This is a genomic window from Rhodohalobacter sulfatireducens (assembly GCF_022012475.1).
GTDB classification, from domain to species: Bacteria; Bacteroidota; Rhodothermia; order Balneolales; family Balneolaceae; genus Rhodohalobacter; species Rhodohalobacter sulfatireducens.
The window spans coordinates 1-14,508 of record NZ_JAKLWS010000030.1; the positions used below are offsets into that span (position 1 = coordinate 1).

Below are 14,508 nucleotides of genomic sequence, written 5' to 3' on the forward strand. Positions count from 1 at the left end.
GATCTGTTTGCAAAAGTCTCGGTAGAATGGGGATTTACCAATCCTGAGGGTGGAGATACCCATTATTCCAGCCTCCGGGGAACAAACGCAAATCTCGTTGTACGCCAAAATGTAGAACAAAATTTCCAGGCAACGTTATATGTTGAACCGAAAAGCAATTCCGAATCGGTAGAATTTGAGGAAATTTTATTGAATTCACTTGATGAATTGAGGGATCGTTTTCCGGGTCTTACAGCCGAACAAACAGATTTTGGTTGGAAAATTAACGTGCCGGAAGAGCTTACAGAAACTCATGAAGAACATTTTACCAGGGTAACTGAAAATTATCTGGATGCTCTTGAAGAAGGACAACTACCAGAATGGGAGCGAACCAATCTTCTTACAAAATATTATATAACGACTCAGGCATATGAGTTGAGTCGTGATTGAGATGAAGTACATAAACCTGCAAATAATAAGAAAAATCTCTGCTCTTAAATGATTTGAATATAGTGATTAGATTTCGGTACATACATATAACGATTCCAGTCATTTTCATCTTCATATTTGGAATATTGCTATCTGGTTGCAATAAATCTACTGAACTGAATTGGAAAAACGAAGATGGTTATCGATGGTCAAATATTTCAACCGAAATATTTGGAAGTACGGGGTTTAAATCCCTTCCATCGTCGCATACAGGAATCGGTTTTATCAACATTATCAAGCGAAGTGCAATAGATAAGAACCGACACTATCTGAATGGTTCAGGGGTAGCAGCAGGGGACGTGGATGGAGACGGGCTGACAGATCTATATTTCTCAGGGTTAAGTAACCCCAACAAGTTATATAAGAATGTAGGGGGCATGAAATTTGAAGATATTACAGCTCAGGCGGGAGTTACACATGAGGGGGTTTACTCTACTGGAGCTACTTTTGCCGATGTAAATGGAAATGGGCATCTCGATCTACTAGTAACAGCAATGCATGGGAATAATACCCTCTATATCAACGACGGTACAGGAAAGTTTACCCTTTCTGAGGAAAGTGGACTCGGAGCAGCAAAGGGCAGTAACACCATGGCACTAGCTGATATTTCCGGAAATGGCTACCCTGATCTATATATTACACGATATAAAGAACAAAGTGTAAAAGACATATATACAACTGAGGAATTGGCATGGGAGAATATCCTTAAAGAACCATTTCATAAACCAACAGATTCTTATACGTTAGTCCCCCCTTTTGATAAGCATTATGAATTGGTAAGACAGGACGGCGAGCTGGTTGGAATAACAGAATTAGGTGAGGTTGATGAACTCTATTACAACAATGGGGGGGAATTTGAAAAGGTTTTGGACACGGCTAAAGTGTTTTTAGATGAAGATGGGAAACCATTCGGCTTGCAACCAGATTGGGGCTTAACAGCTAAATTTCATGATTTGAATAGCGATGGATTAGAAGATTTATATGTTTGTAATGATTTTCACACACCGGATCGGATATGGATTAACCAGGGTGATGGTACATTCAAAGCAATTGGCTGGCAGGCTATACGGAACTTAAGTTACTCTTGCATGGCGGTCGATTTTTCAGATGTCAACAGAGATGAGCGAGTTGATATATTCACCACTGAGATGCTTGATACAGAACATCACCGAAGACTCAGCCAAGCAAGTTCGGAAGATCATGTTGCTATTCCAATTGGGGATATCCAATCAAGGCCTATGCATAACAGAAATTCAATGTATATCCAAAGAGAGGACGAAACATTTGCTGAAACTTCCTGGATCAGTGGAGTACCCGCAACTGGTTGGTCTTGGGCAACCAGGTTCATGGATATTGATTTGGATGGATTTGAAGACCTGATCGTTGCTACGGGCTATTTATACAATATTTTGGATATAGATGCTCAATACACCATGATTCGGAACCGTCGAAATATGGATGAGCATTTCATGGAATTTGTGGATCTGGTGGAACCATTAGAACTCAGGAATCAATTTTTAAGGAATAATGGGATCTCTTCCGATCCTAAATTCGCGTCAACATTTACTAATGTCAGCGATGAGTGGGGATTTAAGGATCAAGATATATCACAAGGAATGGCCCTGGTAGATCTGAATAATGATGGGGCACTTGATATTGTAATGAATAGAATGAATAAGGAAGTTGCAATCTATGAAAATACTACAAAAGCTTCGCGCATAGCGGTCAGATTAAAAGGGAGTGCTCCTAATACGCAGGCCTTGGGTTCCAAAGTAAGCATCAAAGGAGGTCCTGTAGTGCAAGAAAAACAGATATCAGCAGGTGGTGACTATGCATCTGGGTCAGATTTGATGATAATGTTTGCTGCTGATCCGAATAATTCCAATCATCAAATAAATATTATATGGCCTGACGGTAGTATAAGTAAGCTGGATAATGTAAAGGCGAATCGTATTTATGAAATAAGCGAATCAGAGATCGAGATACTTCCATCTTCTGAGAATCATAATAGTAGTACACCTGCGACCTCTTTATTTAAAGATATAAGTGAAAATATAGGGCACAGTCATCATGAAGATTATTTTGAGGATTTTTATTATCAACCATTACTACCCTTTAAATTGAGTCAACAGGGCCCCGGCCTTGCATGGTTGGACATATTTAAAAACAACGTTGACGATCTTTTAATTAGTTCAGGGAAAGGCGGAAGTTTGGCGATTTATGAAAACTTGGGAGACGGAGAGTTTCGACAAAGAAATTTAGAAGGGTTAACTGAATTAGCGAAAGGAGATCAAACTGCCATAGTCGGTTGGGAAGAAGAAAATTTTACCAGAGTATTTGTAGGTAGTTCCAATTATGAACGAGGTACCTCATATGCTCCATCTGTTTACAATTTCAAAATTTATGAGGATGGGACTGTTTTAAAAGATTCTGTCAGGGGTAGTTTTTCGACTACAGGGCCTGTAACAGCTGCAGACATAACGGAGAATGGATATCCTGATCTATTTATCGGAGGTAATTTCAAGCCTGGACAATATCCCGCAAATGCTAATTCCCGATTTATCAGAAATCAACAAGGCAAATTTGAGTCTAACTTTACAAATTCGCAATTAATTGAGGACTTGGGACTGGTAACGGGAGCGGTATTCTCAGATTTCAATAGAGATGGGAAGCAAGAATTATTGATCAGTAGAGAATGGGGAAGTTTGAAATTATTGGAGTCTAAAGATGGTACGTTTATTGACAAAACAAAGGAGATGGACCTTGATAAATATACTGGAGTTTGGAAAGGTGTTTCAACCGGAGATTTTAACAATGATGGTTTACCAGATATTGTTGCTGCCAACATTGGGCTGAATACACCCTATCAAATTCACCAGGATTTTCCGATAAGGATATATTATCAAAATTTGATTGCGAATAGAAGGATGGAAATAATTGAATCTTACGCCGATGAAGAGGGAAATTATTTGCCAAGAAGAAGACTATACAATTTCCTAGAACAACAGATTATGCTTAATAAGATGGAAAACCATGAAGAGTTTTCATCGTCTACATTGCAGGAGATTTTCGGAAATGGATATCAAAATATTCCTTTTAAAACGGTCAATACCTTACAGAGTATGGTATTCATAAATACAAGTGAAGGTTTTGAAGCACATCCGCTTCCGCAGGTTGCTCAATTTACAATGGCTTTTCACCCGGCAATCGGAGATTTCAACAATGACGGAAATGAAGATCTATTTTTAAGCCAAAATTTTTTTGCTGTGAATAACTCAATACCAAGAATGGATTCTGGTAGGGGCTTACTTTTGAATGGCGATGGGAAGGGTAATTTTTATCCGATTCCGGGAAGTGAAAGTGGAATAAAAATGTATGGTGAACAACGAGGTGCAGCTATTAGTGATATTAATGCAGATGGAAGAGCTGATCTTGTAGTTTCACAAAATGGAGCTCAAACAAAGTTGTTTCTTAATCAAGCAAAAAGAGCTGGATATACTGTTAAATTACATGGCCCTGCAACAAACCGTGATGCAATTGGGTCAAGCATTCGGCTTGTCTATCAAAATGGAACAAAGGGACCTCGTAGGGAAGTACAAAGTGGAGGTGGATATTGGGCTCAAAACAGTTATACGCAAATTTTAGGCGCCTCTAATCAGGTTAAAGAAATTGAAATCAACTGGTTTGATAATACCAATCAAACCATTCCAATTACAGATGGAGAAAGAACATACAATATTTACCATCAATCCAATGATGAACCGATATGATTTGGAAACAAATATTAGATTCTGATGAATATGGATTTAGCCACTAGTAAGGGATTAATATGCAGATATTCCAATGTAGAATAATAGAATATCAATTGTATGAAGGACTGTTTGTAAATGTAAACGATAACTATTAAAATGAGACCCACTTAACCGGTTACTTTAGGGGTTTAAACTGCTTAATTTTATTAAATGCGAAGATCCGTTGTCATTTATTTAATCGCTATTTTTCTGTTTGCAAGCTCCTGTGGGGGTGAAAACAGCGTAACAGTCCTGAAACTCGGCCATGGCCTTGATTCCAGTCACTCGGTTCATAAGGCAATGGTATTTATGGCCGAGCGGGTAGAGGAGGAATCAAACGGGAAAATGCGGATTGATATCTATCCTTCCCAACAGCTTGGTTCTGAACGGGAACTCTTAGAGCTTCTTCAAATCGGAAGTTTGGATATTACGAAAGTTTCATCAAGTGTACTTGAAGGGTTTGAACCATTGTATAAGATTTTCAGTGTGCCCTTTCTGTTTCAGAACGAGGAGCATCGCTTTTCTGTGTATGATGGGCAAATAGGCCGAGAACTCCTGGATGCCGGACAAAGTATTCGGCTGGTTGGGTTAACCTATTATGATGCGGGAACCCGTAGTTTTTACACAAAAGATCGTCCTATACTTCATCCTGATGATCTCCAGGGGATGAAAATTCGAGTTCAGGAAAGTCCGGCCTCTCTGCAAATGGTAAATATGCTGGGAGGCTCTGCAACCCCGATCTCTTTCGGAGAACTGTACACCGCACTTCAACAGAGAATTGTGGATGGAGCCGAGAATAATCCTCCAAGCCTCTACCTGACAAGACATTACGAAGTAGTTGATTACTACAGTTTGGATGAGCACACAGCCGTACCGGATATGCTGTTTGCCAGCCAGTTTACATGGGAACGTCTGACGGATGGAGAGAAAGAGATTCTGCGAAACGCAGCCCAGGAATCAGCAATTTACCAACGAAAACTGTGGGAAGAATCCACAAACGAAGCAATGGAAGCTGTGCAGGAAGCTGGCATCGAAGTGGTTCGTCCTGATAAAGAGCCCTTTCGAGAAAAACTTCAGCCAATGTATGATGAGTATGCACAGAATGAGGAGTTGAACTCATATATCCAGCGAATAGAGGAGTTAGCCAATGAATAAAATTATCATCATAATAGATCGATGCCTCGAATGGATAATGGTCAGCTTAATGGCGGTTTTGGTTGTAGATGTTACCTGGCAGGTTATATCGCGATATCTGCTGGGAGAGGCCAGTTCTTTTTCCGAAGAGGTGGCGAGATATCTTCTGATATGGATCGGACTTTTGGGTTCGTCCTATGCATATCGTAAAAAGATGCATTTGGCATTCGATCTATTTACTGATAAAGCAAAGGGACGAGTGAAATTCTGGATGGAGTTGGTCATTCATGCCTTTATTATCTGTTTCTCTGTTGTTGTTCTTGTATTTGGCGGGTGGTATCTCGTACAGTTAACGTGGGAACTCAATCAGTTATCAGCCTCCCTTCAAATTTCACTTGCCTACGTCTATTTCGCATTGCCACTGAGCGGAGTTTTAATGGTGATTTACGCTGTAAATTTCATCAAACAGATTATTATCGAAGGGCCGCAAGAAGTTGAACATCATGTAGACGGGGTGGCCTGATGGAGATTGTTGGAATCTTAGTTTTAATTCTCAGTTTTGTATTTCTGCTTTTAATCGGTGTCCCGATTGCTTTCTGTATCGGTATCTCTACACTTCTCACCATGCTGGTGAGTATCCCGTTTGATCCGGCGATCACAACCGTTGCGCAGCGAATGGCAACAGGCCTCGACAGTTTTGCGTTGCTGGCAATACCGTTTTTTATTCTTGCCGGTCAGATAATGAACCAGGGTGGAATTGCCCGTCGACTCATTGATTTCGCAAAATCGGTAGTGGGAATGCTGCCAGGCGGACTTGCGTACGTTCAAATTATTGCTGCTATGCTTTTCGCTTCCATCTCAGGGTCAGCGGTGGCTACAGCCTCAGCTATCGGTGGTTTTATGGGGCCTCAGATGAAAAAAGAAGGTTACGATATCGAGTTTACGACTGCACTCAACATTACATCTTCCACAACCGGCTTGATCATACCGCCCAGTAATATTCTCATTGTATATTCGCTGGCCAGTGGAGGAGCTTCGATTGCGGCTCTATTTCTTGCTGGATACTTGCCCGGAATATTAGTCGGGCTGTCTTTGATGTTTGTCTCTGGTTATTTCGCGATCAAACGGAAATATCCTATTAGTGGAAAAGTACCGCTGAGTGTAGCGTTTCGAAAATTTATAGATGCCCTTCCAAGTCTTTTCCTAGTGATATTGGTTATTGGTGGTATTGTGGCAGGAATTTTCACAGCGACGGAAGCTTCTGCAATAGCTGTCGTCTACGCGTTGATTTTATCTTTCTTCTACAAAGGTGTGAATATCAAAGAGCTCAAAGAAGTATTCCTCTCGAGCTGTAACGTAACGGCAATTGTCGCACTTTTGATTGCAACATCGATGGCGATGTCGTGGATTATGAGCTATGAAAACATCCCTGTTATTATCAGTGAAAGCCTGATTGCTTTGAGCGATAATCCCTTCATTATCCTGATTATCATTAACATAATTTTATTGGGAGTGGGAATTTTCATGGATATGACACCTGCAGTCCTGATTTTTACACCGATCTTTTTACCGCTTGTTGTTGAGATGGGAATTGACCCGGTTCACTTTGGTATCATCATGATTTTGAATCTCTGTATTGGTGCTTGTACTCCACCCGTGGGCAGTGTGCTTTTCGTGGGTTGTGGAATATCAAATATCTCAATCACAAGAGTCATCAAACCGCTCATCCCGCTGTTCATAGCTATGATTATCTCTCTGCTGATTGTTACCTATGTACCCGAAATAACCATGTTTTTGCCAGATCTGTTTGGCTACTAATCAATCATTGAAAAAGTGAGTAATAACAAAATTCATAAAAATAAGATCAACGAGTGCAAAGATTTATTCGATTTTTTTAAGAACGTCCATATTTATGATAACTCCTTAAACGACACGGATGGTTTCTGCTTCTTTATGATCAAGGATGGACTGGATAAATTCCTAATCTTAATGAGTGAATCAGCCAATCTAAATGATTCCGGATTTGAAGGTGAAATTATTGAGATCAATTCACAACCATTTTTGAAATGTGAACTAACTCATAAAAATGCAGAGGCTTTACGCTCGACGTTTGATTTCACAAATCCGGTTTTAATTGGAAAAGTAGATTCATACGGTTTGGGAGATCGCCTTGGTAATGCAGGCCCGGCTCACCTAAAAGCGATTTGGGATTCAGGGTTTAAACCGGTTCTCGCCCAGCAATCTATTCGTGAGCTTGAGAGAACAAATCGCAGTGCCGAGGAGGTTCTGGATGCCGCTAGTTGGTCTGTTTTCCAGGAAGGATATACCAATGGTTTTGGGGCTGATGCCGATCATCTGAAAACAACAGATGATATAGACAGAATGGTGAAAGCCGGTTATACCATGTTCACGATCGACCCGAGTGAATTTGTTGTGAACGAGGCGATGAACATGGATTTGGATGAACTTGAGGTTAATTATAACAAACTTCCCTGGTCCGATCTTGATGCACAACCGGAAGTGCAAAGAGCTCATTACAGTAAAACATCATCACCACTTAGTAATGGGTCGATATTGAATCCATCTGAGAAAGAAGTGTTGACCGGGATGGTGAAGTATGGAAAGGTAATTAATCACACGAAGAAGTTAGTTGATTATTTGAAAGGGGAATATCCCGATCACCCTGCAGAAATTGAACTTTCAGTAGATGAAACAGATCAGCCTACAACACCTTTCGAGCATTATTTGATAGCGGCTGAAATGCAGCGTTTGAGAATTGATTTGGTCAGCCTAGCTCCGCGATTTTGTGGTGATTTCGAAAAAGGTATTGATTTCAAAGGAGACCTCGAACAGTTTAGGGAAGAGTATGAATTGCATCTGGCGATCGCCGAAAAATTCGGAGGATATAAGCTGAGTATCCACTCAGGAAGTGATAAGTTTTCGGTGTATGAAGTGATTGGTTCTCTTGATTCGGGAGCGGTTCATGTTAAAACGGCCGGAACCAGTTATCTCGAAGCGCTTAGAACAATAGCAGAGGTAAATCCAGATCTGTTCAGGGAAATTATGAAGTTTTCTCTGACCCGATTTGAAGAAGACAAAAAGACATATCACATTTCAGCAGATGTAAATCAAATTCCCAATCCGTATGAACTTGAAGACAATCAGTTGGTAGAGCTCCTAGACGATAATCACGCCCGCCAGGTTTTGCATGTAGCGTATGGATCCGTTTTGGCAGGCGCTGCATCGAAAGAGAATAAATATAAAGAGCGTTTGATGAAATCACTTGCCGAACATGAAGAGATTTATGAACAGAATTTGGAGAAACATTTTATCAAACATTTGAAACCTTTTAATCAGTAGTAAAAAGAATGAGTTACATAAACGAGCTGTTTAGCCTTCAGGGAAAAGTGGCCGCAGTGATAGGTGGAAGCGGGGTGTTGGGCGGAGAGATGGCCCAGGCGCTTTCTGAAGCCGGTGCAAAAACGGCTGTAATGTATGGCAGCAGTAAAGATGATGCCGGGGAAAGGGCAAAACAAATCCAAGATGCAGGCGGTACGGCAATGATTACCAAAGCAGATGTACGGGATGAATCTTCCCTCAGGAAAGCTTTTAAAGAAATTAATGATCAGTGGGGAAGGATTGATATCCTGGTGAATGCACCGGGAGTAAATTCCACGACTGATTTGATGGAGATCACCGAAGAGGAGTGGTACAAAATCTTGGATATTAATATGAAGGGAGTATTCCTTGCGAGCCGGATTGCGGCTGAATATATGATCGACAAAGGTGAGGGCGGAAGCATTATAAATATTACATCGGCGTCATCTGAGATTCCACTTACGCGTGTATTTACATATAGTATATCCAAAGCTGGAATTGATACGATGACCCGGTACATGGCCCGTGAATGGGCCCCTCACAATATTCGCGTGAATGCTATCAAACCCGGTTTTTTCCCGGCTCAGCAAAACAGGGATATTTTAGATGAAGAAAGGGTAGAATCGATCATGAGGCATACACCCGTTAAGCGATTTGGCCGGCCCGAAGAGCTCTCTGGTACAATTGTTTGGCTTGCATCAGAAAAAGCAGCTTCATTTGTAACCGGAGCAATCGTAGCCGTGGATGGCGGCTTTACAGCGATGTCAATTTAAATCAAAACAAGATACTGTGAACAGAAAAGAAATTGTATCGACCATAGAGAAGCAAAAAGCAGTTGCTGTGATCCGAATACCGGATTCGAATCTGTATGAGGCGGTTGCGGAAGCGATGTACGAGGGTGGAATTCGGGTTTCCGAAATCACAATGACGGTTCCAAACGCGATTTCACTCATCAAAAAAGCCGTTGCAAACAGCCCGGATGATGCCATTATCGGGGTTGGATCTGTGACAAATGCGGAGATGACAGAAAAAGCGGTAGAGGCAGGGGCGAAGTTCGTGGTAAGCCCAATAATGAAGAAAGAGATCATCGATAAGGCAAATGAACTGGATGTACCCGTGATGCCCGGAGCATTTACACCAACTGAAATTCAGCAGGCGTGGGATTGGGGAGCTGATATCATAAAAGTTTTCCCTGCTAATATTGTGGGAATGAATTTTTTCAAAGCGGTGAAAGCACCACTCCCGCATCTCAAGCTGATGCCCACGGGTGGTGTGAGTCTCACAAACGGTGGCGAGTGGATCAAAGCCGGAGCCTGTGCAGTGGGAGTTGGAAGTGCTTTGTTGAATAAGGAAGCGATTAAACGAGGAGATTTCGATACCATCAGGAATAATGCACAAATATTACTTTCAAATTTAGGAGTTGAATAGAAATTATGGGACAGATTGTAACTTTTGGAGAGATCATGCTTCGGCTATCTACGCCGGAACATTCGAGAATTTTGCAAACCGATATATTTGAAGCCCGATATGCAGGGGGTGAAGCGAATGTAGCTGTGTCACTGGCTATGTTTGGCCACCAGGCTCATTTCGTAACCCGTTTACCTGAGAATGAAGTTGGAGAAGCAGCACTTCAATCCGTTCGAAGATATGGTGTAAGTACGGATTATATCCTGCGTGGTGGTGATCGCTTGGGAATCTATTTTTTGGAGAGTGGGGCGAGTCAGCGTCCGTCGAAAGTGATTTATGATCGTGCGGATTCGGCCGTTAGCCAGATGGAATCGAATATGGTTGACTGGGATGCAATCTTCGATGGAAAAGACTGGTTTCATTGGACGGGAATAACACCGGCTTTGGGTGAAAAACCCCGGAAAGCTGTGATCGCTGCCTGCAAAGCAGCGAAAAATGCAGGGGTGACTGTGAGTTGTGATCTCAATTTCCGATCCAAACTATGGACGGAAGAAGAAGCACAGGCAACAATGAATCCGCTTATGGAATACGTTGATGTGTGCATTGCCAATGAGGAAGACGCTCAAAAAAGTCTCGGTTTTGAAGCCGGCGATACCGATGTGGAAGGTGCCGAATTAGATGACGAAGGGTATTCAACCCTGGCTCGATCTCTCAAAAAAGAATACGGTTTTGATACAGTTGCAATTACGCTTCGGGAAAGTTTTTCAGCCAGTATGAACGGGTGGAGTGCCATGCTTCATGACGATAAAGATTGCAAGGAACCGGTTCGATCCACTCGTTATGAAATTGATATTGTAGACCGGGTTGGCGGTGGCGACTCATTTGCTGCCGGGCTGATCCACGGACTCCTGACCAAAGACAACACGCAAGATGCCCTTGAATATGCCGTCGCTTCATCTTGTCTGAAGCACAGCATTCCGGGTGATTTCAACCTGACAAGCGAAGAAGAAGTTGAGAAACTTGTGAAGAGCGGTGGTTCCGGACGAGTTGAACGGTAATTGACTTGCGACCTGTCAGAGTGCGCAGCGATGCGGAGCTCCTGACAGAGTCACGGATTCGAAAACCGAACTCTGCGAGGACCTACCGGACTCTCGCAGGTTCTCAATTAGAAAATAGCGCGAGCGTATCGCTTGTGCTTCAATAATTGATTTCTATGCCCAAACAATTTATCAGTAAAGATTTTTTATTGCAGAGTCAATCGGCAGAAGAGCTGTATCATCACTATGCCGCACATCTGCCTATCATCGATTATCATTGTCACCTACCGCCCGGTGAGATCGCGAATGATATTAATTTCAGGAACCTGACTCATATCTGGCTGGATGGTGATCACTACAAATGGCGAGCACTTCGGGCATGCGGAGTTGATGAGAAGTTTATTACGGGTGATGCTTCAGATAAACAGAAATTCCTGAAATGGGCGGAGACGGTTCCAAAAACGATCAAAAATCCACTTTACCACTGGACACAGATGGAGTTGAAGAATCCGTTTGGGATTACTGATTTATTGGATTCTGAGTCCGCCGAATCGATTTGGGAAGCGTGCAATGAAATGCTTCAGAAACCCGAATTTTCTACCCGGGGACTTATTAAAAGAAATAAAGTGGAGGTAGTTGCAACCACAGATGATCCCACCGATAGTCTTGAACATCACAAAAAAATGAAAGGGGAAGAAGATGTTGGATTTCAGATGGTTCCCACATTTCGTCCTGATCGGGGAATGCAGATTGAAAAGGGAACAGATTTTATATCGTGGGTTAATAAACTGGAAAAGGTTGCTGATCAATCCATTTCAACATTCCGGGATTTTTTGGATGCGTTAAAAAGCCGACACGATCTGTTTAATGAACTTGGTTGTCGTGCATCCGACCATGGAGCAAACGAACCATTTTCTGAACCCTTTACCGATCAGCAGATTGAGGGTATATTTTCAAAAGCGATGAGTGGAAATTCGGTAAGTGAGGGGGAATCAAGAGTTTTTAAATCGGCATTTCTCTATTACTGCGGGTTGATGGATCATGAGAAGGAGTGGGTGTTCCAGCTTCATGTCGGGGCGCTCCGAAATAACAGCTCCAGGAAGGTGAAGAACCTCGGCCCGGATACAGGGTTTGATTCCATCGGTGATTTTGAGATGGCGCGTCCACTTTCAAGATTATTGGATCGATTGGATGCTGAGGACAATTTGCCACGGGTATCTCTCTACAATAATAATCCGAGAGACAACGAACTGTTTGCCACGATGATTGGAAACTTTCAGGATGGAACTATTCCCGGTAAATTACAACATGGGCCGCCATGGTGGTTTATGGATCAGAAAGATGGAATAGAGCGACAGGTAGAGTCGCTTTCCAACATGGGAGTTTTGAGTGAATTTATTGGTATGACGACCGATTCCAGGAGTTTTCTGTCTTATTCCCGTCACGATTATTTCCGTCGGATTATTTGTAATATTCTTGGCGATGATATGGAAAAAGGCTTGATTCCATCTGACATGGAGCTGATTGGTGGGATTGTAGAGAAGATATGTTATCAGAATGCGGCTGATTTCTTTAGATTTAAATCGATCTGAGTCATCGGATCAGTGAATAATCTGACAACTGGTTTTTAACTTAAACACTGATCCGATGACTATGAGTTTTGAGTAGCAAAATTGCGTTATTTTTATATATTGAAGTTACCGGTTAAGTAAGTGTTTTACGGCCTGGTTAAATTGTTTAAATGTCACCAAAAAGTCAGCGAACTATGAAAAAAGATAAATTCACACGAAAGCAATTCATTAAATCAACCGGAGCAGCCGTTGGGGGAGCTTTGATAGCTGGACCCGCTTTTTCACAAATCAGCAGATCCCCAAGAATTTTCAATAAGAGAAGAGTAGCACTGGTTGGAACCGGCATACGAGGTATTACATTTTGGGGTCGCCGTATTCAGGAAAGATATGGAGATGTGGTTGAATTTGTTGGGCTTTGTGATATCAACCCGGGCCGGTTGGAGTATGGTAAAGAATTTATTGGTGCCGATTGCCCCACTTTTACAGAATTTGATGAGATGATGGATACTACCAATCCAGATTTGCTAATCGTTACAACAGTAGATGCAACTCATCATCAGTTTATCATTAAAGGGCTTCAGCGAAATATTGATGTAATTACCGAAAAGCCGATGACCACTGACGAGTTCAAATGCCAGGCTATTTTGGATGCAGAAAAAGAATCGGATGGAGAGCTGATCGTTGGGTTTAATTATCGTTACAGCCCGCACCATACCAGGCTCAAAGAGTTGTTGATGAATCAACGGGTAGGGAAAATTACATCAGTAGATTTTCATTGGTATCTGAATGTGTATCATGGTGCATCTTATTTCCGCAGGTGGCATGGAATTGAAGCAAGCGGAGGAACCCTTTTAGTGCACAAAGCCACCCATCATTTCGATTTGCTGAATTGGTGGCTGAATTCTGACCCGGTTGAAGTTTATGCCAAAGGCTCACTGGAGCATTACGGGAGCAATAACTCTTTCAGAGGCAACAAGTGTCGTACATGTCCGCACCAGGACAGTTGTGATTTTTATTGGGATATCACCGATAACGACACATATATGGATCTCTATGTGGCCAATGAACACCACGATGGATACATTCGGGATAACTGCCTTTGGAGACATGAAATTGATATTTATGATAAAATGTCTGTCCAGGTTAAATATGCGAATGACGTTCAAGTGAACTATTCATTGACAACTTATTCACCCTACGAAGGGATGAAGATCGGTTTCAATGGATTTGATGGCCGGATTGATGCATGGCATGGTATTCCATGGAGAGAACGGGAAAAAATTGATCAAAGTGAATTGCATGCCCAGGAGATGTCGCAGGGCGAGATTGATGAGGCCACCGATTTCGAAGAGATTATGGTGATGGACAATTTTTCCGAGGATTATGAGCAGATCAAAGTGTATCAAAGTGGTGGTGGCCACGGCGGGGGAGATGAACGTCTGCAGAATCAAATATTCCGTGAATCAGATGCAGAAGATCCATTGAACTTGGCTGCGGGAAGCCGCGATGGAGCCATGTCGATTTTGATTGGAATTGCGGCCCGAAACAGTATTGAATCCGGGAAACCCGTTCGTATTGAAGATTTGACATCACTTAAACCGCATCCTACGAGGACTCTATAACTTCGGTAATTTATCGGATGAGTATTTTAGCTATTAGAATTATGAAGCTGTATCCACTCTTCAGATGAATAGTTAAGCTTATTCAGAATGACATGCCCAG

At 42.0% G+C, this 14,508-nt stretch carries 11 protein-coding genes; all 11 read left to right on the forward strand.

The annotated features are described in order from the left end of the window. Nucleotides 1-429, forward strand: a 429-nt coding sequence (locus tag L6773_RS17005; RefSeq protein ID WP_237855665.1) for a putative oxidoreductase C-terminal domain-containing protein, incomplete at its 5' end; no start/stop codon positions are given. 62 nt (nucleotides 430-491) lie between these two features. Further along, nucleotides 492-4,238 (forward strand): CRTAC1 family protein, encoded by a 3,747-nt coding sequence (locus L6773_RS17010; RefSeq protein WP_237855715.1) that lies wholly within the window; start codon nucleotides 492-494, stop codon nucleotides 4,236-4,238. A gap of 192 nt (nucleotides 4,239-4,430) precedes the next feature. Further along, a complete protein-coding gene (locus L6773_RS17015; protein ID WP_237855666.1) occupies nucleotides 4,431-5,414 on the forward strand; it encodes a TRAP transporter substrate-binding protein in 984 nt (327 codons plus the stop codon). Continuing rightward, nucleotides 5,407-5,916, forward strand: a complete 510-nt coding sequence (locus L6773_RS17020; RefSeq protein WP_237855667.1) for a TRAP transporter small permease — start codon at nucleotides 5,407-5,409, stop codon at nucleotides 5,914-5,916. The genes L6773_RS17015 and L6773_RS17020 overlap by 8 nt, the downstream gene beginning before the upstream one ends. Next, a complete protein-coding gene (locus L6773_RS17025; protein WP_237855669.1) occupies nucleotides 5,916-7,211 on the forward strand; it encodes a TRAP transporter large permease in 1,296 nt (431 codons plus the stop codon). The genes L6773_RS17020 and L6773_RS17025 overlap by 1 nt, the downstream gene beginning before the upstream one ends. 15 nt (nucleotides 7,212-7,226) lie before the next feature. Further along, nucleotides 7,227-8,753, forward strand: a complete 1,527-nt coding sequence (locus tag L6773_RS17030; protein WP_237855670.1) for a tagaturonate epimerase family protein — start codon at nucleotides 7,227-7,229, stop codon at nucleotides 8,751-8,753. Nucleotides 8,754-8,761: 8 nt separating this feature from the next. Next, nucleotides 8,762-9,544 carry an SDR family oxidoreductase gene (locus L6773_RS17035; protein WP_237855671.1) on the forward strand — a complete coding sequence of 261 codons (783 nt, stop codon included), beginning with the start codon at nucleotides 8,762-8,764 and terminating at the stop codon, nucleotides 9,542-9,544. Between the two features lie 16 nt (nucleotides 9,545-9,560). After that, nucleotides 9,561-10,199: a bifunctional 4-hydroxy-2-oxoglutarate aldolase/2-dehydro-3-deoxy-phosphogluconate aldolase gene (locus L6773_RS17040; RefSeq protein ID WP_237855673.1), complete on the forward strand. Its 639-nt coding sequence runs from the start codon at nucleotides 9,561-9,563 to the stop codon at nucleotides 10,197-10,199. Nucleotides 10,200-10,204: 5 nt separating this feature from the next. Further along, nucleotides 10,205-11,236, forward strand: a complete 1,032-nt coding sequence (locus L6773_RS17045) for a sugar kinase (RefSeq protein ID WP_237855674.1) — start codon at nucleotides 10,205-10,207, stop codon at nucleotides 11,234-11,236. Between the two features lie 155 nt (nucleotides 11,237-11,391). Then, entirely contained in the window at nucleotides 11,392-12,807 is a 1,416-nt protein-coding gene (gene uxaC, locus L6773_RS17050; RefSeq protein ID WP_237855675.1) for a glucuronate isomerase, read from the forward strand. 173 nt (nucleotides 12,808-12,980) lie between these two features. Next, nucleotides 12,981-14,408, forward strand: a complete 1,428-nt coding sequence (locus tag L6773_RS17055) for a Gfo/Idh/MocA family protein (protein ID WP_237855676.1) — start codon at nucleotides 12,981-12,983, stop codon at nucleotides 14,406-14,408. The last annotated feature ends 100 nt before the right edge of the window (nucleotides 14,409-14,508 follow it).

Coding starts and splice junctions, on each gene's coding strand:
- L6773_RS17035 (WP_237855671.1), top strand. CDS start 8,762: ATGAGTTACATAAACGAGCTGTTTAGCCTTCAGGGAAAAGTGGCCGCA.
- L6773_RS17055 (WP_237855676.1), top strand. CDS start 12,981: ATGAAAAAAGATAAATTCACACGAAAGCAATTCATTAAATCAACCGGA.
- L6773_RS17020 (WP_237855667.1), top strand. CDS start 5,407: ATGAATAAAATTATCATCATAATAGATCGATGCCTCGAATGGATAATG.
- L6773_RS17015 (WP_237855666.1), top strand. CDS start 4,431: ATGCGAAGATCCGTTGTCATTTATTTAATCGCTATTTTTCTGTTTGCA.
- uxaC (WP_237855675.1), top strand. CDS start 11,392: ATGCCCAAACAATTTATCAGTAAAGATTTTTTATTGCAGAGTCAATCG.
- L6773_RS17025 (WP_237855669.1), top strand. CDS start 5,916: ATGGAGATTGTTGGAATCTTAGTTTTAATTCTCAGTTTTGTATTTCTG.
- L6773_RS17045 (WP_237855674.1), top strand. CDS start 10,205: ATGGGACAGATTGTAACTTTTGGAGAGATCATGCTTCGGCTATCTACG.